Origin of the sequence: Mycetocola zhujimingii (genome assembly GCF_003065425.1) — a bacterium.
Lineage (GTDB): Bacteria > Actinomycetota > Actinomycetes > Actinomycetales > Microbacteriaceae > Mycetocola_A > Mycetocola_A zhujimingii.
Map to the genome: position 1 here is coordinate 661314 of NZ_CP026949.1, position 21733 is coordinate 683046.

Below are 21733 nucleotides of genomic sequence, written 5' to 3' on the forward strand. Positions count from 1 at the left end.
TTACAGAACCGGGCGGTTTTTTTGTTTCCCGATTCCTGGCACAAGGAAAAAGCGCCGAGGAAAGGATGCCGGTGGCCGGCTGATCCTTTCCTCAGCGCGGTTTCCTTCGCTGGGGGCTGCCGCTCGCTAGTCGCGGGCGACGAGGGTGAGCAGAGTCGCCTCCGGGGGGCAGGCGAACCGTACCGGCGCGTAAATCGAGGTGCCGAGGCCCGCGCTCACGTGCAGGAACGCGGAACGGAAGGCGTGACGCCACAGGCTCAGGCCCTTGACCTGTTCGCGTGGAATGTCGCAGTTGGTGACGAGCGCACCGAACCGCGGAAGGCAGACCTGGCCTCCGTGGGTGTGCCCGGCGAGAATGAGGTCAGCGCCGTGGTTCACGAACGAGTTGAGCACCCGCTGGTATGGCGCGTGGGCCACCCCGATGTGCACAACGCTGTCAGGGTCGGTGCCAGTGCCGTCGAAGGACTCGTCATCGTTCTGCGCGTCGAGCAGGCCAGTGAGCAGGTCGAGGCGGTCGGCGCCGATGTGCGGGTCGTCGACGCCGAAGACGTTGAAAGTGGTGCCCTTGAGAGTGACGGTACCAACGGCGTTGTTCAGGGACTGCCAGCCGAGGGCATCCGTGAAGAATGACTCGAGGCGGGCGGTATCTAGGTTGCGTTGCGGCTTCTGGGGAGCAGATCCGTTCGACGACGGCCCCTTGAAGTACTTGAGCCAGCTCTTCCGCATCGGGCCGTAGTAGTCGTTGGATCCGTTGACGTAGAGCCCGCGGATGCCGCCGAAGTCGGCGAAGGCGCGCTCGATGCCGGGGATGCCGTCTTCGTGGCCGAGGTTGTCGCCGGTGTCAACGATCAGGTCGGGGTTGAGCTTCGCGAGCTCGCGCACCCAGGCCTGCTTGTCGCGCTGCCAGGGCGCCATGTGCAGGTCGGAGAGGTGGAGGACGGTGACGGGTGCTGCGCCCCTCGGCAAGACGGGAACGGTCTCCTCACGGAGCGTGAACCGTTTCCGTTCGACGAGTGAGCCCCACGCGAATGTAGCGGCACCAATCAGGGCCAGGGCGCCGAAGGCTGCCCCGACCCTGTTGGTCACGCGCTGCGGTGACCCGCTCAATCGCAGTTCTGTCGTGTGACGGTGATGGTCACTGTCTGGCCGGCAGCCAGCGTGGAATCAGCCGCTGGGTTCTGCTTGGAGACGACGCCCTTGCCCGGAGGGGCATCGGGATTCGCTTCACACTCCGCCGCCACCTCGTATCCGACGCCTTCCAGGGTCTTCTTCGCTGCATCCGGGTCTGCCTGAACCACGTTCGGGACCGCGAGCGGGGCGACGCCGGTGCTCGGGTGCAGAGTGATCGTCGAACCGGTGGCGGCGTCGGTGCCGGCGGCAGGATCGGTGGACGCGACGAGGCCTGCGCCAACGCTCGAGTCGACCGGGCTGCCAACCTGGACCGCGAAGCCTGACTTCTCGAGGATTGTCGATGCGGCTTCAACGGACTGGCCAGCGACCTCGGGGACGGCGACGCGCTTGGACTTGATCAGCGAGTCTGACGGGTTCGGGAATGCTTCCCCGCCGTACTTCGCGATCGATGCCTTGAGAATCCCGGCGAAGACCCCGAACTTGGCGCTGAAGCCGGACTGTCCCTTATTCACGCGGACGTTGTACATGTTCGATGTTCCGGACACGTTTCCGATCCAGAGGGAGGTGATGGCCTCGCTGGTGCCGCCGGTGACCCAGGAGTGCCTGGCCTCATCTGCGGTACCCGTCTTGCCCATCAGGGGAGCGCCAGGTACGGCTGCGCGAGCTGCGGTACCACCGGCTTTGAATACGGTCTCCATGGCAAACGTCGCAGCGTTGGCAACCTCAGGGGCTACCGCCTGCGTGCAGGTGCTCTTGGGCGCCGGGATTTCGGCACCATCGGGGCCGAACACCTTGTCGATGGCGATCGGTGTGCAGGTGAGACCGGAGGCGGCGATACCGGCCATTCCGGTTGCTACGGAAAGCGGGGACACTTCGTTGGCGCCGAGCAGGGTGCCGGGGAAGCGCTCAAGAGGCTTGCCGTCTGCGCGTTTCACTCCCATGGCTTCTGCGCCCTTGAAGATGGAGCACATGTCGAGCTTCTGAGCCATCGCGACGAACGCCGTGTTCACCGAGCGGCGCGTGGCGTCGATGGGGGTAATGGAGCCGGAGCTCGAGCCGTCGTAGTTCTTGGGGTTGTATGGCTCCGTGTAGTTTCCGACGCAGCTGTCCTTCCACTTGGTGAAGGTTCGCCTCTCGCCGTTCACAGACTCGTTGAGCGAGTGGCCCTCTTTCAACCAGTCGAGGAGAATAAACGCCTTGAAGGTCGATCCCATCTGGAACCCGGATGATCCGCCGTAAGCCTTGTCGGTGTTGTAGTTCACCGAGGTGTACTCGTTGCTCGTGGCGGTGAGTGCGGCGTCATTGCTGAATGTCTTGTTCTGGGCCATGGCCAGAACGCGACCGGTTCCCGGCTGCACGGTTGTTGCTGCGGCACCGATGTTGGTGCGAGCCATGGTGTGAGGAATCGATGCGTCGATCGACGCCTGGCTTGCGGCCTGAATGTCGAGGTCGAGCGTCGTGTAGATCTGAAGTCCACCGCGGCGAAGAGCTGCGGCACGTTCCTCCGGTGTTTCACCGAATGCGGCGTCCTGCTTGACGATCCAGGTCACGTAGTCACAGAAGTAGGCAGAGTTGCCTGCCGTCTGGCATCCGGTGCTTGGCTGCGTGATGGCGGGAGTGATGGGCGCTGCGATGGCCGCCGCGTGCTGCTCTGCAGTGATCTTGCCGTGCTCGAGCATGTCGTTGAGCACGTAGTCGCGTCGGATCTTGGTCTTCGAGTAACCGTCGGCCTCGCCGTTGATTTCGTTGGCCGGCTTGTCGATCCGAAGGTTGTTGGGGTTGTTGACCATGGCGACGAGGGTGGCTGCCTGCTCGACGTTGAGGTCGATGGCGTTCACGTTGAAGTAGTACTTCGCCGCCGCCTGGATGCCGTAGGTGCGGGCGCCGAAGTTGGCGATGTTCAGGTAGCCGAGGAGGATGTCGTCTTTCGAGTAGTCCTTCTCAACGCCGATCGCGAGCCGCATCTCCTTGAGCTTGCGGGCTGCTCCGTCGGCGCCGGATGCCTTCGTGGCCTCGTCAGCACACGCGTTCAGCTCTTCGGTGGATGGCGATTCGACCTCGCACTGCTGGATGAGGACGTTCTTCACGTACTGCTGGGTGATGGTTGACCCACCCTGCGTCGTGCCGCCGACCACGTAGGTCTTGAAGATTGCGCGCGCGGTACCGATCATGTCGACGCCACCGTGCTCGAAGAAGCGAGGGTCCTCTGCCGCTACGGCTGCGTCCTTCGCGAACTGCGACACCTGGTCGCTCGTCACTTCTTCACGGTTCTGGTCGTAGAACGAGGCGAGCAGGGGAGTGCTGCCGTCGGACGCCGTGGCGTAAATGTTGGTCTTCTCCATCGACTGGCCCACCTTGAGGTAGTCGGGGAGTTCGTTGAAGACGCCAATCGTGCTGTTGGCGGTCATGCCGGTGACGGCAAGTGCGGGCGTGACGGCAGCGGTAACGAGTATTCCGGCTGCGACACTCAGGCCGATGAACCCGAGGAAGCCCCCGAGCACACCACTAGCCGTGCGTTTTTGTTCAGGCATAGGATCACTTTAAGCGACAAATCTGTAAAAGCGCCTTAATGGGTGCTCTGGTGGGTCCTCGGTGTGCCGCTGTAGCCGCACTTTCGGGCATCCCGCCGTCGCGATTCGCACCGACACAAAAGGATAAACATGCCTCGCTGGGAGTACCTCACGACCCCCCTCATGATTCACAACACCGCCGCGATCCTCAACAACTGGGGTTCAGACGGCTGGGAGCTCGTCCAGGTTGTGAACGGGCCGGAAGGTGGCCTCGTTGCCTACCTGAAGCGCCCAGTCGCCGAGGCCAGCTAGTGTCGCGCATCGCCGACCGGCTCGCTGAACTCGGCTTTACGCTTCCGCCCGTTGCAGCACCCGTCGCCGCCTACGTGCCTGCCGTCGTTCAGGGGAACCTCGTGTACACCTCGGGGCAGCTCCCGTTCGTCGACGGTGCCCTGCCCGCGACCGGCAAGGTCGGTGGGGCCGTGTCCGCTGAGGACGCCCAGTCGTACGCGGCGACCTGTGCGCTCAACGCGCTTGCCGCTGCCGAGAGCGTGATCGGCTCGCTCGACCGCGTCACCCAGGTGGTGAAGGTCACGGGCTTCGTGGCATCCGACACCGCGTTTACCGGGCAGCCGGGCGTCATCAACGGGGCGTCCAAGCTGCTCGGCGAGATCTTCGGTGAGTCGGGCATCCACGCCCGCTCGGCTGTGGGTGTCGCTGTGCTGCCCCTGGATGCGCCCGTCGAGGTGGAGCTCATCCTCGCGTTCGCGTAGTCGGGTTTGCGCCCGCTTCTCACGTTTGAGTAGTCGAGTTTTCAGGCAGTCGCACGATTAGCAGGACCAAAAGCCGAGAAAGCACCTGTAAATCGTGCGATTGCCTGTTAACCGGTCGGCGTCCCTGCCCTCACCAGAGCCCGCTCAGCGTTCTCTTGTCCCCAGATCACCGGGCGAGCACCCTCGGGGTCGAGCGCGCCTCACACTCGACCCATGGACGTCGAACGGTGGCTCACGCAGCATCAGAGGATCGCACATACCGCCGATCTCCTCAATCAGGGTGCGACGGGGTACAGCATCCGCCGGGCGGTCGCGAAGGGCTCAGTCCGCCGCGTTCGGCGCGACTGGATCGCGACCGCCGACTGTGACCCTGCGCTCGTGCTCGCTGCCGAGTTCGGCGGCCGTCTCACCTGCCTGACGGCGGCGAGGAGGATCGGGCTTTGGACACTCGATGATGATGACCGCCTGCACATCGTCGTGCCGCCGAACGCCGGGCGGCTGGGCACGCACCTCGGCGTCCGCGTCCATTGGGGCACTGCGCGGGTTCCGATCGGCAGGTATGACCTCGTGGATCCCATCGAGAACGTGCTGCTGCATGTCGCTGAGTGCCAGGGGTTCGAGTCGGCGGTGACGGTGTTCGATTCGGCGCTGCGGAAGCATGTCATCAGCGTCCAGCAGCTCGCGCTCTTGCCGTCGCGGTCGCGCCAGTTCATTCGAGCGAGGGATGCCGCCACCGAGCTGTCCGATTCCGGCATCGAGTCATTGCCCCGGTTGCGCTTGAGGAGGCACGGCATCGTGATGCGCCAGCAGGTGGTCATAGACGGGCACCCTGTCGACGGGTTGATCGGCGATAAATTGGTGATCCAGATCGACGGCTACGGCCCGCATTCCGATGCGAAGCAACGCAGGCGCGACCTCGCTCAGGATGCTCGCCTCCGCCTCATGGGCTACACGGTGTTGCGGTTCGACTACCACCAGATCCTCGGGCAGTGGGAGTTCGTCGAGTCCACCATCCTCAGCGCCATGGCCCAGGGCCTGCATGTCGCTTAGACCGAACCGACGCGCGTCACGGCATCCGGTTAACAGGAAATCGCACGATTAGCAGGATGCTTTTGCGAAAGCGGTCCTGATAAACGTGCGATTTCCTGATAAACGTGCGTAGCGCTACTTCGCCGTCACCTGGCCCGTGATGATCTGCATCACCGTGGTGTCAGCAAGCGTCGTCGTGTCGCCTACATCGCGGCCCTCGGCGACATCCCGCAGCAGGCGCCGCATGATCTTGCCCGAGCGGGTCTTCGGCAGCTCGTTGACGACGAAGACGTCGCGGGGCCGCGCGATGGGTCCGATCTGCTCACCGACGTGCGACCGCAGCACAGCCGCGATGTCCTCGACGGCGGCAGACTCCTCGAGCATGCTCTCCTTGATGATGACGAAGGCGACAACGGCTTGCCCCGTCGTGTCATCGTGGGCGCCGACGACTGCAGCTTCAGCGGTGAACGCGTGCGCCACAAGCGACGACTCGATCTCGGCTGTCGAGAGCCGGTGTCCGGAGATGTTCATCACGTCGTCCACGCGTCCGAGCAGCCAGATGTCGCCGTCGTCGTCGAGCCGGGCGCCATCGCCGGCGAAGTAGAGGTTCTTGTCGCCGAACTTCTCCCAGTAGGTCTCCTTGAACCGCTCCGGGTCGCCCCAGATCCCGCGGAGCATCGACGGCCATGGCTCGGTGACCACGAGCAGTCCGCCGTTACCACTGCCGACATGCTCACCGTCATCGTCGACGACGTCGATCGAGATGCCGGGGATCGGCACCTGGGCGCTGCCGGGCTTGGTCTCGGTGACACCGGGCAGTGCCGAGATCATGATTGCCCCGGTCTCGGTCTGCCACCAGGTGTCAACGATCGGCGCCAGCTTGTCGCCGATGACCTTGCGGTACCACATCCACGCCTCGGGGTTGATGGGTTCGCCGACGCTTCCGAGCAGACGAATCGACGACAGATCGAACTTCTTCGGGATCTTGCGACCCAGCTTCATGAACGAACGGATGGCGGTCGGCGCGGTGTAGAAGGTCGTCACCTTGTACTTCTCGATGATTTCCCACCAGCGACCGGGGTGCGGTGTGTCTGGAGTGCCCTCGTACAGCACCTGCGTCGTGCCGTTCGCGAGCGGACCGTAGACGACGTAGCTGTGGCCGGTGATCCAGCCGACGTCCGCGGTGCACCAGTACACGTCAGATTCGGGCTTGAGGTCGAACACCATCTTGTGGGTGAACGCCGACTGGGTGAGGTACCCGCCCGAGGTGTGCAGGATGCCCTTCGGCTTCCCGGTTGTGCCCGAGGTGTAGAGGATGAACAACGGGTTCTCAGCCGGGAACGGCTGTGCCTCGTGTTCGGCCTCCGCCTTCGCCATCTCCTCGTGCCACCACAGGTCGCGATCGGTCCAGTCGACCTCGTTCTCACCGCGCTTGACCACGAGCACATTGGTGACCGTCTCCTGGGGGCCGAGGTCGCCGCGTGCCTCGAGTGCGGCATCCACCGCGGGCTTCAGGGCACTGACCTTGCCCTTGCGCCAGCCACCGTCTGCGGTGATGACGAGCTTGGCGCTCGCGTCGTCAACGCGAGAACGGATGCTGTCGGCGCTGAATCCTCCGAAGATCACCGAGTGCACGGCGCCCAGTCGGGCGACGGCGAGCATCGAGATGACCGCCTCGGGGATCATGGGCAGGTAGATCGCGACCCGGTCGCCCTGGCCGATGCCGAGCCCGGCGAGGACGTTCGCGGCGCGCTTGACCTCGGCTGTCAGTTCGGCATAGGTGACCGTGCGGCTGTCACCCTGCTCGCCCTCCCAGTGGAATGCGACGCGCTCGCCGTTGCCAGCCTCGACGTGCCGGTCGAGGCAGTTGTACGCCACGTTGAGTTCGCCGTCGTCGAACCACTTGGCGAACGGCGGGTTCGACCAGTCGAGGGTCCGGGTGAACGGGGTGTTCCAGTGCAGCAGCTCACGCGACTGCTTTGCCCAGAACTCGAGGCGGTCAGCGCTGGCCTCGTCATAGAGTGCGGCTGTGGCGACGGCATTCTGCGAAAATTCTTCGCTCGGAGGAAACTTGCGGGTTTCGTGCAGGAGGTTGTCGATTTGGGGATTCATGTTGTGGGTACTCGCTCCTTTGCGACGCGTGGTCCGGGTCACTTCTGTGTAACTCATACAGACTGTACCGCGAATGATCCCGGGTGGGCGGGTGTCGAAAATGGGCCCACAATGGGCGGTCCTCTCTTTGGGGGACTTTGGGGGCCTTTTCCGCTTGCGTGCGGACCTATTCCGCGTACACTGGGCTTCGGCCGAATTCACAATTCGATCATGCGGTGTGCGGATTATCCCCCAGTCCAGCACCGCCAGTGGCGGCATCCATTTCCCCCGATGGATGCCGCCGCTCTCATTTTTGCCGTCGACCGGACGCGACCGCTCGTCGGGTGGAGTCCTCCCCAGCCAAGGCGTGGGCGTGAGTTTTCCACAGAAGTTTGAGACCACGCGGAACACGGCCCCGTCCTCACTAGCGTTGCCGCTATGAGTACTCGATTCGTCGCCACCCCGGCTGCGTTCGCCGACTCTGCATCGGGTGCCCCGCCTCCTGCCGCCAGCCCACATCCGGTGACCATCACCGCTTCGGTAGCCACAAACACGGCCGAAGTTGCGAAAGATCGGTTCGTTCCGTCAGCACCGCCGACTTCGGTCGGACCCCGTCGGTCAGGCGGCTTGCCTCGCTCAGGGGGAGCGTCGCAGAACAGTACCGGTGAAGCCCCAGTCGGGCTCGTCGACGCGTCCCCCGACGTCGGCGGCCCGGCTGGCCCGGCTGGCCCGGCGGGCTCGCCGGGTTCCGTGGGAGAGGATGGCCCACCGGGTTTCGCCGGGCCGGACGGCGCACCCGGCCCGACGGGGATCGCGAATGCCGGACGACCGCTCGCGGTAGCGGCCCATCGGGCTGGCTCCCCGGGCGCGCGCCCAGCCCGTGTCGGCAGGTCCTCGCCGACAGCTGTACGTCTCCGCCTGAGCCTTGCCGCTGAGTTCGGTCCGCTCGGTCAGTACCTGGTCGAGGACGCCGTCACCGACATCTTTATTAACGGCGAGTATGGCGGCCTGTGGATCGACCGCGGAGACGGCCTGCAGCACGATCAGCGGGTGACGCTCTCCGAGCGGGAAGCCCGCGACCTGGCTGTGCGTCTGGTCGGCCTCGGCGGGCGACATATCGACGAAGCAACGCCGTGTATGGACGTGAGGCTGCCCGGCGGCATCCGTGTCCACGCCGTCCTTCCTCCGGTGTCGGTCACCGGGACCCTGATCAGCATCCGCGTGCCGCAGGTGCGGCGACTGGATCTCTCCGAACTGGGCGCGGCAGGCATGTTCGGCAGCGGGACGGCGATCGAACTTGCCGCGGCGGTCCGGGAGCGCACCAACCTGCTCATCACCGGCGCTGCCGGCACGGGTAAGACGACGTTGCTCGGGGCGATGCTCGCGAGCGCGCCGTCAACCGAACGCATCGTGGCCATCGAGGACGTCGCCGAGCTCGGTGTGGAGCACCCGCACTTCGTCTCGCTGGAATCGCGGCAGCCCAATCTGGAGGGTGCCGGTGCGATCAGCATGGACCGGCTCGTGCGGGAGGCACTGAGGATGCGCCCCGACCGGCTCGTGGTGGGGGAGTGCCGCGGCGCTGAGGTGCGCGAATTGCTTGCCGCACTGAATACGGGCCATGACGGTGGTGCAGGAACCCTCCATGCCAACTCGCTCGCCGATGTTCCCGCGCGGATCGAAGCGCTTGGCGCCCTCGCAGGAATGACAGCGGATGCCGTCGCCAGGCAAACAGTGAGTGCCATCGGCCTGGTCATTCACCTCGAGCGTGTCGACGGGGTGCGTCGGGTTGCGCGCCAGGGCCGGTTCGCTCTTGACCCAGCCGGGCGGCTGGCCATTACCGAGGCGCCGGGGTGAGAGACCCAACGCCCGGGGTCGAACACATCGCCGCCATCACCGAGCGACTCGCCGTGTTGCTCGGTGCCGGGGTCACGCCGACAGCGGCATGGCAGTACCTCGCCGACTCCCAGGCGCGCGCTGCCCCCCGTGGCGACGAGCTGATTCGCGAGGTGGTCACGGCCGCCGCGCTCGCAGCGAGAGACGGGATCGACGTGCCAGCGGCGATCGTCGGGGTGGCGCCGAAAGGGCCGGACGGCCACGCCTGGCGAGCTGTGGCGGCAGCGTGGGCTGTTGCCGTTGGAACCGGCGCACGGCTGGCGCCGTGCCTGAACCAGCTGGCCCGGTCGCAGCGTGCGCTCGGCCAGGCTCAGCGCGATATCGACGCCGCGCTCGCTGGTCCCCGGTCCACCTCGCGGTTCGTGACGGTGCTGCCGGTCGTCGGGCTGCTCTTCGGTTCCGTACTCGGCTTTGACACGCTCGGCACCTTGTTCACCACGCCACCCGGTCTCGTCTGCCTGGCGGCCGGCACCATGCTCACTATCCTTTCGTGGCGCTGGTCGAACCGGATGGTGAACCGTGCGCTTCCCATGACGAGCGCCCCCGGCCTCGAGATCGACCTGCTGGCCATCGCGCTGTCGTCGGGCGCGTCAGTAGAGCGCTCACGAGCCGCCGTGAATGAAGCCCTCGAGAGATGCGAGCTGAGTCCAAAGAACGATCAGGCGCGGTCGGCCGCCGCCGATACCAGGGTGCGGTCGGAAGGCGGGGCTCTCGACGCGACGACTGTGCCGGTGGGCCGGGCGGCGGTGCGGCACTCCAACGCCACGCGGCACCGTCACCGAGCAGGCTCGGAGAGCACAGCGGCAGCCATCGAGGATGTCCTCGCCCTTTCACGCTCCGCCGGGATCCCTGCCGCCGATCTTCTGCGTGGCGAGGCCGCCCGGATGCGCCGCGACGCGAGGTCCGAAGCACAGCGAGCCGCAGCCGCCCTCGGTACGCGCCTCATGATTCCACTCGGTGCATGCATTCTTCCCGCCTTCATGCTCGTCGGTGTCGCACCGGTTTTGCTGAGCGTGTTGTCCTCCACAGTGTCGGGGTTTGGGTGATGTCTTCACGAGGTCGGACCCGGCCCGCCACGGCCGATCGCGCGGCGGCACGATGGGAGCCCAGGCAACACCATCGAGCATCGTCGCGATGCGGAAGGAGAACAGAATGAGCACGCCACGGGAGACTTTCGGACAGGAATCAACTGCCACCGGATCAGCGAGTACCGGGCACCCCCGCGCGCGGTGGAGGGCAGTCCTCGCGAGGCTCGGCGACGAAGAAGGCGCCGCGACGGCGGAGTACGCGATTGCGACTATGGCTGCGGTTGGCTTCGCCGGCTTGCTCGTTGTCATCATGAGATCCGACGAGGTCAGGACCATCCTGACCGACCTCGTGCGACGCGCACTGACCTTCAACGGGTGACCACGGTGACCTCCTGGGCGAGAGCGGCCCACCGCGTGGGCGCCGACGCCGGAAGCGTGACGGCGGAGTTCGCCGTGGCGCTGCCCGCCGTCATTCTCGTGCTGGCGGGGTGCCTCGGTGCCGTTCAGGTTGCGTCCCAGCAGGTTCGGTTAGCGGATGCCGCCGCAGACGCGGCCCGTACCCTCGCGCGTGGCGATTCCGTTGAGGTTGCCAGCGCTCGGGTGTCACGGGTGGCGGGCGCCGCAGCGATGACGACGTCCACGAGCGGGGATTTCGTTTGTGTTGAGCTCAGCGCACCTGCAGGTATCGGTCCGACGGCGCTTGCGGGCATCCGCATTCGGGCGTCTGGCTGTGCACTGGCCGGCGGACTGTGACCGGGGTGGCACGTGACTGAGGAGGTGGGTCGCACGCGGTCGCCAGGGGCAGGTTGGCGCTGGGCAGGCAGGGGCGATCGGGCCGTTAGGGGTAGCCGGGCCGCTGGAGGTAGCCGGGACGGTAGAGAAGAGGGGAGCGGGTCCATTCTCATCGTCGCAGTGGTGGCGTCCCTGCTGCTCCTGACCGGGCTGGCCCTTCCCCTCAACCAGGCGCTGACCGTGAGGCAGCAGGTGGCCAACGCGGCAGACGCCGCAGCGCTCGCCGCGGCCGACACGGCGTCCGGTGTCGTGGCCGGAATACCGTGTGAGAACGCGGCGGAGGCCGCGCGGCTCAACGGCTCGGTCCTGGGCGACTGCACCATCGACGGGGTTGAAGCGAGAGTAATCGCCACCCGGTCTGTTCTCGGACTGACCGTGAGCGTCGCGTCGCGGGCCGGGCAACCACCGGGGGAGGTCGCAGGCGGTGGGCGGGGTCCTCCCGGGTAGCGGTGGGTAGCTGCGGAATCACTCAGCGCGGGCAAGGGCGAACCACACGCCGACGAAGGACCCACGGGTGTGTGAGGACTGGCAAACAGGGGCCCCGGAGAAGCTGAAAGGGGCTGGTGCCTGCCTTCGGCCCCGGCGATACTCGGTCGAAACGGCAGAGTCCGTGCACGAGATCGAAAAAAAGGAGAACCGCGATGGCCGCTCTTGTCACTCCGGTGGATCCGCCGGAAATGTATCAGAACCCGGCGTTTGCCCAGGGCATGATCGCCCCCGCCGGGCGGATGTTGTATGTCGGCGGGCAGAACGGCGCTGATAGTTCTGGTGCTCTCCTGACCGGACTCGGCGCGCAAACGGAACAGGCGTTGCATAACCTGATCGCTGTCCTCAACGAAGGAGGAACCGGCCCGGAGAACGTGGTGAAGCTGACCATCTACCTCGCTGCGGGCGTCGATCCGCACGAGGCATACGCGGCAACCGGCGCGGTCTGGGGTGACCGACGAACGGCCATTACCGTGCTCGCGGTATCGCCGGCCCGGGAAGATGCGCTCGTGGAGATCGATGCTATCGCCGCAATACCGTGATCCGCGGAGCCGGGTCGGGGTCAGGACTCCGGTGCGTCGTCGAAGTTCGTGGTGAGGTACCGATAGTTCACGGCGCTGGGGCGATCCGAGTCCTCGGCTTCGAACTCCTGGCCCGCGGTACGTGCATAGACATAGGTCTTGCCTCCGCTGGCGGCGATCTCCACAGTCGGGCGGGGGTCGCCGGACTCAAGGAAATCGGCGGCCATGGTTTTGCCCTCCAGCGGCCCGTCGGTGAGTTTTGCGGTGTAGTTGCTCGTCGAGGATGCGCTCATAGAGCCATTCTGCTCTTTCCCTTTGTCTTTTCAAGGGGCGAAGGTGCTTCTTCGCGACGCGCCCGATGCGTCTTATGCGGAGCCGGGGATTAGGTGTCCCCCAGCAAAGGGTGTGTATGGTGTGCACGACGAAAGGAGTCGGGTGCCAGGCACAAAAAAGCTGGTCATTGTTGAGTCACCGACCAAAATGAAGTCCATCGCCGGATACCTCGGTGAGGGCTATGAGGTTCTGAGTTCCGTGGGACACATTCGTGATCTCGCCGAGCCGAAAAACCTCCCGGCTGAACTCAAGAAGGGCGCGTTCGGTAAGTTTGCCGTCGACGTCGACAATGACTTCGAGCCCTACTACGTGGTCTCCGACAACAAGAAGAAGACGGTGGCAGAGCTCAAGCGAGCGCTGAAGAACGCCGACGAACTCCTGCTCGCGACTGATGAGGACCGCGAGGGCGAAGCCATCGCGTGGCACCTGCTCCAGGTGCTGCAGCCCAAGGTTCCTGTGAAGCGCATGGTGTTCCACGAGATCACCAAGGACGCGATCCTCGCCGCGAAAGACAACACCCGCGACCTCGACGTCGCCCTCGTCGACGCGCAGGAGACCCGACGAATCCTCGACCGTATATATGGGTATGAAATTTCACCCGTTTTGTGGCGCAAGGTCGGCCCGAGCCTCTCCGCCGGTCGCGTGCAGTCTGCTGCCACCCGGCTGATTGTCGACCGCGAACGTGAGCGCCTCGCGTTCACCGCTGCCCAGTACTGGGACCTGACGGCCCAGGCCGCACCGGATGCCGACGCTACTCACTTCGAAGCGCGACTCGTTCGTCTCGACGGGCAGCGTGTTGCCACCGGTCGCGACTTCGATGACACCGGAAAGCTGACGAGCAAGGCTGTACCGCTCGACGAGCAGGCCGCGCAGGCCGTCGCCGCAGCGCTGGCGAGCCCCTCGGCATCCGCTGTCGTCTCCAAGGTCGAGTCGAAGCCGTACTCACGTCGCCCCGCTGCCCCGTTCACGACGTCGACGCTCCAGCAGGAGGCGGCGCGCAAGCTGCGCTTCTCCGCTCGCCAGACCATGAGCGTTGCCCAGTCTCTGTACGAGAACGGGTACATCACCTACATGCGAACCGACTCGCCCTCGCTCTCGAGCCAGGCGATCAAGGCGGCCCGCGACCAGGCAACTTCCCTCTACGGCGCAGACACGATTCCTGACAAGCCGCGCATCTACGCCGGCAAGAACAAGAGCGCGCAGGAAGCCCACGAGGCCATCCGGCCCTCCGGCGACACCTTCCGCACACCGTCATCGCTGTCCTCGAGCCTCCGCGGCCAGGACTTCAAGCTCTACGAGCTGATCTGGAAGCGCACCGTCGCCAGCCAGATGGCCGACGCCAAGGGCCAGACCGCAACGGTGACCATCGAGGCGCAGGCAGACGGCAAGACCGCCGAGCTGACGGCATCCGGAACCGTCATCACCTTCCGCGGATTCCTCCACGCCTACGAAGAAGGCCAGGACGAAGAACGCAACGCGAGTGACAACGCCGCCCGCGAAGCCAAGCTCCCGCCGCTGACCCAGGGCCAGAAGCTGATCCTCACCGACGTCGAGGCCAAGGGGCACGAGACCTCGCCGCCCCCGCGCTACACGGAGGCGAGCCTCGTCAAGACGCTCGAAGAGCTGGGTATCGGTCGCCCGTCGACGTACGCGCAGACCATCGCGACGATCACCGACCGCGGGTATGTGACCGCGCGCGGCCAGGCGCTTATCCCGTCGTGGATCGCGTTCAGCGTGATCCGTCTGCTCGAGGAGCATTTCACCGACCTCGTCCAGTACGACTTCACAGCGGAGATGGAAGAGGACCTCGACCGCATCGCCGGTGGAGAGCAGGACCGCACCGAGTGGCTCAAGTCCTTCTATTACGGTGGCGGTGACCACCGAGGCCTCCGCACCGTCGTCGACAACCTGGGTGAGATCGATGCCCGCGAGATCAACTCGCTCCGGCTCAGCGACACCGTGACGATCCGGATCGGCAAGTACGGCCCCTACCTTGAAGTGACGGATGCCTCGGCACCGGCTCAGGAAGACGGATCGCCGGCTGTTCCGCGACGCATCAACATCCCCGAAGACCTGGCTCCTGACGAGCTCACGCTCGGCAAGGCTCAGGAACTCATCGACGCTCCGGTGCTCACCGACCGTGTCATCGGAGTGAACCCGGAGAACGGCAAGGAAATCCTCGCGAAGGACGGACGGTTCGGACCGTACGTCACCGAGGTCGAGCCCGAGCCTGGGGCCGCCGAGGAGAAGGTCGACCTCACCACCGGTGAAGTCACCGACGCTCCGAAGAAGAAGGCACCGGCGAAGAAGAAGGCTGCAGCGGTCAAACCGCGGACGGCATCCCTCTTCAAGTCGATGTCGCTGGATTCGATCGACCTCGACACGGCGCTCAAGCTGCTCGACCTGCCGCGCGTCGTTGGAGTCGACCCCGAGTCAGGTGAAGAGATCACCGCGCAGAACGGGCGGTTCGGTCCGTACCTGAAGAAGGGCACTGACTCGCGGTCGCTCGAGAACGAAGACCAGATCTTCGAGATCGAACTTCCGGCCGCGCTCGAGATCTTTGCCCAGCCGAAGTACGGCAACCGCCGTGCATCGAGCGCGCTCAAGGAATTCGAGGCTGACCCGGTCAGCGGCAAGCCGATCAAGGTGAAGGACGGCCGATTCGGGCCGTACGTCACCGATGGCGTCACGAACGCGACGATCCCCAAGGCCGAGTCGGTCGAGGAGGTCGACTTCGACCGTGCGGTCCAGCTGCTCGCCGACAAGCGCGCCAAGGGCCCGGCTGCTCCGCGCAAGAAGGCCGCTGCGAAGAAGCCCGCTGCGAAGAAGCCTGCGGCGAAGAAACCCGCTGCCAAGAAGCCCGCTGCCAAGAAGGCGACGACGACCACAGTGAAGAAGCCAACAGCCGCAGCAGCGGCGAAGGCAGCGGCCGCGTCGAAGACCGGAGTGTCGACAAAGACGGCGGCTGCCAGGAAGCCGGCCGCGAAGAAGACCGCCGCTTCGGCAACCGCTGAGTAATGGCGGCATCAGACGGATACCCCGGGCTGTTCATCACCCTCGAGGGTGGTGACGGCTCGGGCAAGTCGACGCAAGCCGCCGAGCTTGAGTCGTGGTTGCTGGAACAGGGGCGCGTCGTCGTGCGCACCCGTGAACCGGGCGGCACCGACTTCGGCGTCGAGGTGCGGGAGATCGTGCTGCACCACCGTGGCGATATCACTCCGAGGGCAGAGGCCCTGCTCTATGCCGCAGACCGTGCGCACCACATAGCAACGAAGGTGCGGCCAGCCCTCGAGCGTGGTGAAGTGGTCCTCCAGGACCGCTATATCGACTCCTCTCTCGCCTACCAGGGTGCTGGGCGCGAGCTCGGCATCGACGAGGTGCGACAACTGTCGATGTGGGCGACCGGGGGACTGCTGCCAGACCTCACCGTCCTGCTCGACCTCAACGAGGATGCCGCACGGCTTCGGCTCGACGCGTCCCGTACCCGGTACGACCGCCTCGAAGCGGAGAAGTCGGCGTTCCATCGTCGCGTGCGCGAGGTCTACCTCGAGCTTGCTGCTGCGGAACCTGAGCGATTTTTGGTGCTGGATGCCACGGCATCCGTCGCATCGCTCGCCGAGGGCATCCGTTCGCGGGTGGCGACGCTCCTGTAGCCGCACACGAGGGCAGTGCTCCTGGTACGCGCGGGCGCTGTCAGTCGTCACGGGTAGGCTGGGACCATGGCCACCTGGGATGACGTCATTGGGCAGGGCGACGCTGTATCGCTCCTGCGCGACGCCGCATCCGACCGCGGAGGCGAGTCTCACGGGTCGATGACTCACGCATGGCTGATCACCGGTCCGCCGGGGTCAGGGCGCTCCAACCTCGCCTATGCATTCGCCTCGGCATTGCTCAGTTCCGAGCCCGACGGCGACCCGGTCACCTCGAGGCAGGTCGACGCCCGCACCCACCCCGACCTGACCGTCCTCTCGACATCGAACGTCATCATCAAGATCGACGAGGTCCGCGAACTCGTGCGCAGTTCGCAGTTCTCACCCGCGATCGGCCGGTACCGCGTCATGGTCATCGAAGACGCCGACCGCATGGCGGAACGCACCTCGAACGTGCTGCTCAAGGCACTCGAAGAGCCACCGGAACGCACCGTTTGGGTGCTGTGCGCGCCCAGCGAAGCCGACCTCATCCCCACGATCCGGTCACGCGTGCGTGCTGTTCGGCTGCGGGTGCCGTCGGTCGACGAGGTCGCCGGCCTGATCTCCCGCCGCGACGGTGTCGACGCCGAAACCGCTGAGCGCGCCGCCCGGCTTGCGCAGAGCCATGTGGGCATGGCGCACCGGTTGGCGACGGATGCCGGCGCCCGCGAGAGGCGCGACGAAACGCTCACCGCTGCCCTCGGCATCCGCAGTGTGTCTGATGCTGTGCGTGCCGCTGCGCGCATGATGGAGATCGCCGGAGACGACGCGAAGGCGTTCACCGAGCAGAAGGATGCCGAGGAGCGGGAGCATGCGCTGCGTTCGCTCGGCGTCGAACCGGGCCAGAACCTGCCGCCAGCGCTCCGGTCGCAGATCCGATCGCTCGAAGAAGACCAGAAGCGCCGCGCGACCCGCAGCCTCCGCGACGGAATCGACAGGATCCTCGTCGACCTGCTCTCGCTCTATCGCGACATCATCATGTTGCAGCTCGGGCGAAGCGAGACCGTCATCAACCGCGAACTCCTCGACCAGCTCGAGGAGGCAGGCGAGGCCCGCACCCCGGCCGAGACCATGGCGACGATGGATGCCATCCAGCAGACCCGACGGCGCATCGAGGGCAACGTTGCCCCTGCCCTCGCCCTCGAGGCCATGCTGGTGACCGCGATCCGGTGACCGGTCAGCGATACTGAACACGAACACACTGAACACAGCAGAGACACCGAACAACAACGGCACCGACCAGGCGGAGATGACTCGAGTGACAGATCCACAGCGACGCGGCGGGATGCGTCAGGCACACACCGGCAGGAAAGTCACGGGCATTGTCGCTCTGACGGTCGCTCTCGTCATGACGATGAGCGGATGCGTGACGGCGTTCTTCCCCGACACCAAGCCGGGCGCTGTGTCGACCTCGACGCCAAGCGCGGAAGACGTGGCGGAAAACCTGCGCGAGTTCTACGGGCAAAACGTCGTCTGGTCGAACTGTGAGCGGTCGTTCGAGTGCGCGACCGTCGCCGCGCCGATGGACTGGGAGAACCCGGAAGACGGTGAGATCGAACTGGCCCTCATCCGGCAGCAGGCGCCAGGAGACGCGATCGGTTCGCTGTTCGTCAACCCCGGCGGGCCGGGTGCCTCCGGCTACGACTTCGTGCGCGACTCGGTGGACTATGCCACCGACAGCAGGCTGCAGGAGCGCTTCGACATCGTCGGGTTCGACCCCCGCGGCGTCGGGCGATCGACGCCCGTCACCTGCCTCGACGCCGAGGAGATGGACGAGTACCTCTACGGGCTCGCCGCCTCTGAGCGCGGCAGCGAGGCCTGGATCGATGAGCTCGAAGCGAGCGCCAAAGAGTACGGTGACGCCTGCGCCGCCAACACCGGGGAGTCCCTCGAATTCACCGACACGGTCAGCGCCGCGCGTGACCTGGACCTGATGCGCGCCGTGCTCGGAGACGACAAGCTGTACTACCTCGGCTACTCGTACGGAACGTTCCTCGGCGCCACGTACGCGGAGCTGTACCCGAAGAAAGCCGGACGGCTCGTGCTCGACGGCGCCATCGACCCGTCGACGAGCAACTTCGAGGTCAACCTCACGCAGGCCAAGGGCTTCGAGAGTGCGCTCCGCGCCTATCTCGAAGACTGCCTCGGTAGCTCTGAATGCCCGTTCAGCGGAACGGTCGACGACGCGATGGCCACCATCGGCGCCCTGCTCACCTCGGTCGACGCGTCCCCGATCAAGAACACCGATGGTCGCATGCTCGGCGCGAACAGCCTGCTCACCGCCATCATCTACCCGCTGTACTCACCCGAGTCCGGCTGGCCGCTGCTCAGCGAGATGTTCGCGGACGTCATGAGTGGCAGCGCTGAGTACGCGTTCTCCTTCGCGGATGCCTACAACGGCAGAAACGAAGACGGCACGTACAGCGACAATTCCACTGAAGCATTCAGCGCGTACAACTGCCGGGATTACACCTACAACGACGACCCGGCGAAGATGGCGGAAGAGGCGGCGGCGCTGGCTGAGGCCGCACCGACCATCGGGCCGTTCTTCGGCTACGGCGACATCGGCTGCGCGAACTGGCCGTACCCCGACGGCGCAGAACGCAAAAAGATCACTGCCGAGGGCGCGCCCCCGATTCTTGTCGTCGGTACGACCAACGACCCGGAAACGCCGTATGTGTGGGCTGAAGCACTCGCCGACCAGCTGGAAAGCGGCGTTCTCGTGACCTACGAGGGCGAGGGTCACACCGGATACAACAAGGGCAGCGAGTGCGTGAACTCGGTCGTCGACGACTACCTGATCTCCGGCGAGGTGCCGACGGAGGACCCGAAGTGCTCCTGACATGGTCGTGACTGTCTCGAAGACAATGTAAGATCGATAGCTGTGTGCGTCGCATCCGTTCTCGGAAGCGGAACACGCCGCCTTAGCTCAGTCGGCAGAGCGTTTCACTCGTAATGAAAAGGTCGTGGGTTCGATTCCCACAGGCGGCTCCACACAGAAACAGGGATCGAAGCTTCGGCTTCGGTCCCTGTTCTCGTTAGCGCGCGATCCGTACCGGGGCATCACAGCGGAGCGCTGGCTCGGTGGTGTCAACCCCATCCGGTACCGCAGCCTGACGCTTATGCTCTCTCCGTGATCGAACTCGATCTACCCGGTTTGGTATTCGCGGCAATCGGGCTGACAACGCTGGCTGCCGCGCTTCTCCCACGTTTCCTGTGGCGTCTCCCGATATCGACACCCATGGTGTTTCTCGCCGCCGGGATCGCGGGGTTCGCGTTGATACCCGACCTGCCGGACCCTGACCCTCTCGCGCACACGGAGATCGCACTTCACCTGACCGAGGTCTGTGTCATCGTCTCGCTGATGGGCGCAGGGCTGGCGATCAACCGACCAGTCGGCTGGAAACGGTGGTCGACCACGTGGCGTCTTCTCGCCATCACCATGCCGTTGTCCATCCTCGCCGTTACAGTACTCGGCGTCAGTGCGCTTGGACTTGGTGTCGCGAGCGCACTTCTTCTTGGGGCGGCGCTGGCGCCGACCGACCCGGTTCTCGCCACGGAGGTGCAGGTCAGCGAACCGGTCGTCGACGAGGAGGTGGATGATGACGAAGCCCGACTCGCACTCACCTCCGAAGCGGGGCTCAATGACGGGCTGGCATTCCCGTTCACCTACGCGGCGATCGCCATCAGCATTGCCGGTATCGCGCCGGGCGGCTGGCTGGGGGAATGGGTCGCTGTGGATCTCGCCTGGCGCCTCAGCATGGGGTTTCTCGGCGGAATCGCCGTGGGGTGGTTGCTGGGAAAGTTGTTCTTCTCCCGTGCCGGCGAACGTCTGAAACTGACCGAGCGGGCCGAGGGATTCATTGCCCTCGCCGCGACCTTCCTCGCGTACGGCGTCACAGAATTGGTCGAGGGTTACGGGTTCGTCGCAGTGTTCGTGTGCGCGTGCACCATTCGAGCTGCCGAGCGGGCGCACGGATATCACCGGGTGCTGCACAATTTCGTCGAGCAGGTCGAGCGGCTGCTCACCGTCGTTGTGCTCATCCTCCTCGGCGGTGCCATCGCCCGGGGAGTGTTTGACAGCCTGCAGTGGGTCGATGTGGTCGTTGCGGCGCTGTTTCTTCTCGTCATCCGTCCTTTGGCGGGTTGGATCGGGCTGGCTTTCGGGAAGACCGGCCCACGAGAACGCGGCGTTATCTCGTTCTTCGGGGTTCGAGGCGTCGGATCCCTGTTCTACATCGCGTATGGACTTCAGCACGGGAACTTTACGCATCCGGATCGTCTCTGGGCCATTGCGTCACTCGTCGTCCTCGGATCCATCGTTATCCACGGTGTCGTCGCGACGCCCGCGATGAACTATCTGGATCGCCGACGGGCCAGGGCGGCGAAACAGTCGGCTGAGGACATCGGACCCACTGAGACCCACGTCTGAACGTATCGGCTCGTAAGCAGGCGGCAGTGGCGGCCGTAAACTGATCGCCACCCGATTCGACCTCGTGGAAAGAGGGCCTTTGCGATTCGTTCTTGCCGCCGTGCGCATCGTGGTTCTCGCCGTGACCGTCTGGGCGTTGCTCTCCCGCACAAGCTGCTTCTACCTCTACGGCTCCTGCATAGCGATCAATGTCCTGAGTTACTTCACCATTCAGAGCCACATCATCATGGTCGTCGCGTTGGCGTTGTCCGTGGTCTGTGGAATCGCCGGCCGTACGGAGCCGCAATGGCTGACCGTCCTCCGGCTTCTCGCGACGACCTACGTCGTGGTATCCGGTGCTGTGTTCGCGCTCCTGATCGTCGACGACACACTGTCGCCCTTCCTGCTGCAGGCGCCCATGTCATCGAAGCTGCTCCACTTTGTGCTGCCGATCTATGCGGTGGGAGATTTCATCTTCGGAACGCGAAGTCGCCTGCCATGGTCCGCCATCTGGGTGTCGTTGGCGTTTCCCATCCTGTGGGCGGCGTACACGCTCGTGCGGGGAAGAACGGCCAATTGGTATCCGTACTTCTTCCTGGATCCAGACGCTGCCGGCGGGTACGGGATGATCAGTATTTACGCGCTGGTGTTGGCGATCGCGATAGTCGCTCTTGCCTCCCTCCTGGTGGCGTCCACCAGAACCAGGTCGCGGCTGCGCTAGCCGGGCCGCGCGCAGTGCGGGGGACGAGGCGGGCATCGCAGGCGCAGGGCGCGCCGCTTGCCGGGACGGGATCGGACGTGACCCCCGAAGGGTGGGCTATCGAGCCGCGGCGCCGCGCTGATACGGTCTATCCTGGCACGCGAACCCTCCGGGTTGGCGTGCACCCGACTGTGCCCCCAATCGGGAGCCCCTCCAGTCGCCATTCTGGCGGTGGGAGGGGTTTTTCTCTCATCGACCTGTATCCGACTCAGCCTAAATCAGCGCGTTCGGTGAGCCCAGTCCCCTATGAGGGGGACCGGCTGAGGCGGCAGGAGACGACGGCGTT

At 65.3% G+C, this 21733-nt stretch carries 19 protein-coding genes and 1 tRNA gene; 16 read left to right on the top strand and 4 right to left on the bottom strand.

The features are described from left to right. Positions 1-126: 126 nt before the first annotated feature. Positions 127-1107 (bottom strand): metallophosphoesterase, encoded by a 981-nt coding sequence (locus C3E77_RS03115; RefSeq protein ID WP_234031273.1) that lies wholly within the window; start codon positions 1105-1107, stop codon positions 127-129. After that, positions 1104-3662, bottom strand: coding sequence for a transglycosylase domain-containing protein (locus tag C3E77_RS03120; RefSeq protein ID WP_108390295.1), 2559 nt, complete (start codon positions 3660-3662; stop codon positions 1104-1106). Before C3E77_RS03120 ends, C3E77_RS03115 begins: the two co-directional genes overlap by 4 nt. A gap of 129 nt (positions 3663-3791) precedes the next feature. On the opposite strand from C3E77_RS03120, the gene sp36 reads away from it, so the two are divergent. The 3 genes from sp36 (at position 3792) to C3E77_RS03130 (ending at position 5464) form a co-directional block, all read left to right on the top strand. After that, positions 3792-3953: a Sp36 family protein gene (gene sp36 / locus C3E77_RS15365; protein WP_162924900.1), complete on the top strand. Its 162-nt coding sequence runs from the start codon at positions 3792-3794 to the stop codon at positions 3951-3953. Continuing rightward, entirely contained in the window at positions 3953-4414 is a 462-nt protein-coding gene (locus tag C3E77_RS03125; protein WP_108390296.1) for a RidA family protein, read from the top strand. The genes sp36 and C3E77_RS03125 overlap by 1 nt, the downstream gene beginning before the upstream one ends. A gap of 213 nt (positions 4415-4627) precedes the next feature. Continuing rightward, positions 4628-5464, top strand: a complete 837-nt coding sequence (locus C3E77_RS03130; protein ID WP_108390297.1) for an endonuclease domain-containing protein — start codon at positions 4628-4630, stop codon at positions 5462-5464. A gap of 114 nt (positions 5465-5578) precedes the next feature. On the opposite strand, the gene acs is transcribed toward C3E77_RS03130, so the two are convergent. After that, entirely contained in the window at positions 5579-7555 is a 1977-nt protein-coding gene (gene acs, locus C3E77_RS03135) for an acetate--CoA ligase (RefSeq protein ID WP_108390298.1), read from the bottom strand. Positions 7556-7972: 417 nt separating this feature from the next. On the opposite strand from acs, the gene C3E77_RS03140 reads away from it, so the two are divergent. From C3E77_RS03140 to C3E77_RS03165, 6 genes are all read left to right on the top strand, one after another. Then, a complete protein-coding gene (locus C3E77_RS03140; protein WP_198412188.1) occupies positions 7973-9388 on the top strand; it encodes a TadA family conjugal transfer-associated ATPase in 1416 nt (471 codons plus the stop codon). Further along, positions 9385-10473: a type II secretion system F family protein gene (locus tag C3E77_RS03145; RefSeq protein ID WP_108390299.1), complete on the top strand. Its 1089-nt coding sequence runs from the start codon at positions 9385-9387 to the stop codon at positions 10471-10473. Before C3E77_RS03140 ends, C3E77_RS03145 begins: the two co-directional genes overlap by 4 nt. A gap of 106 nt (positions 10474-10579) precedes the next feature. After that, a complete protein-coding gene (locus C3E77_RS15570; protein ID WP_234031274.1) occupies positions 10580-10834 on the top strand; it encodes a DUF4244 domain-containing protein in 255 nt (84 codons plus the stop codon). Further along, positions 10831-11208, top strand: a complete 378-nt coding sequence (locus C3E77_RS03155; protein ID WP_234031275.1) for a TadE family type IV pilus minor pilin — start codon at positions 10831-10833, stop codon at positions 11206-11208. Before C3E77_RS15570 ends, C3E77_RS03155 begins: the two co-directional genes overlap by 4 nt. A 24-nt stretch (positions 11209-11232) precedes the next feature. Then, a complete protein-coding gene (locus C3E77_RS03160) occupies positions 11233-11694 on the top strand; it encodes an Rv3654c family TadE-like protein (RefSeq protein WP_108390300.1) in 462 nt (153 codons plus the stop codon). Between the two features lie 194 nt (positions 11695-11888). Further along, a complete protein-coding gene (locus tag C3E77_RS03165; protein WP_108390301.1) occupies positions 11889-12275 on the top strand; it encodes a RidA family protein in 387 nt (128 codons plus the stop codon). Positions 12276-12295: 20 nt separating this feature from the next. Here C3E77_RS03165 and C3E77_RS03170 read toward each other — a convergent pair whose 3' ends face one another. After that, positions 12296-12547: a hypothetical protein gene (locus tag C3E77_RS03170; RefSeq protein WP_108390302.1), complete on the bottom strand. Its 252-nt coding sequence runs from the start codon at positions 12545-12547 to the stop codon at positions 12296-12298. Positions 12548-12689: 142 nt separating this feature from the next. Here C3E77_RS03170 and topA point away from each other — a divergent pair, with 142 nt between their 5' ends. From topA to C3E77_RS03205, 7 genes are all read left to right on the top strand, one after another. Continuing rightward, positions 12690-15605, top strand: a complete 2916-nt coding sequence (gene topA / locus C3E77_RS03175; RefSeq protein ID WP_108390303.1) for a type I DNA topoisomerase — start codon at positions 12690-12692, stop codon at positions 15603-15605. Then, positions 15605-16240, top strand: a complete 636-nt coding sequence (tmk, locus tag C3E77_RS03180) for a dTMP kinase (protein WP_108390304.1) — start codon at positions 15605-15607, stop codon at positions 16238-16240. Before topA ends, tmk begins: the two co-directional genes overlap by 1 nt. Positions 16241-16306: 66 nt before the next feature. Then, positions 16307-17449 carry a DNA polymerase III subunit delta' gene (locus C3E77_RS03185; RefSeq protein WP_108390305.1) on the top strand — a complete coding sequence of 381 codons (1143 nt, stop codon included), beginning with the start codon at positions 16307-16309 and terminating at the stop codon, positions 17447-17449. 76 nt (positions 17450-17525) lie between these two features. Then, on the top strand, positions 17526-19118 hold the full coding sequence (locus C3E77_RS03190; RefSeq protein WP_418288057.1) for an alpha/beta hydrolase: 1593 nt from the start codon (positions 17526-17528) through the stop codon (positions 19116-19118). Positions 19119-19194: 76 nt separating this feature from the next. Further along, positions 19195-19270, top strand: a tRNA-Thr gene (locus C3E77_RS03195). A 139-nt stretch (positions 19271-19409) separates the two neighbouring features. Continuing rightward, a complete protein-coding gene (locus C3E77_RS03200) occupies positions 19410-20708 on the top strand; it encodes a cation:proton antiporter (protein ID WP_234031278.1) in 1299 nt (432 codons plus the stop codon). Between the two features lie 79 nt (positions 20709-20787). Beyond that, on the top strand, positions 20788-21408 hold the full coding sequence (locus tag C3E77_RS03205) for a Pr6Pr family membrane protein (protein ID WP_108390307.1): 621 nt from the start codon (positions 20788-20790) through the stop codon (positions 21406-21408). Positions 21409-21733: the final 325 nt, after the last annotated feature.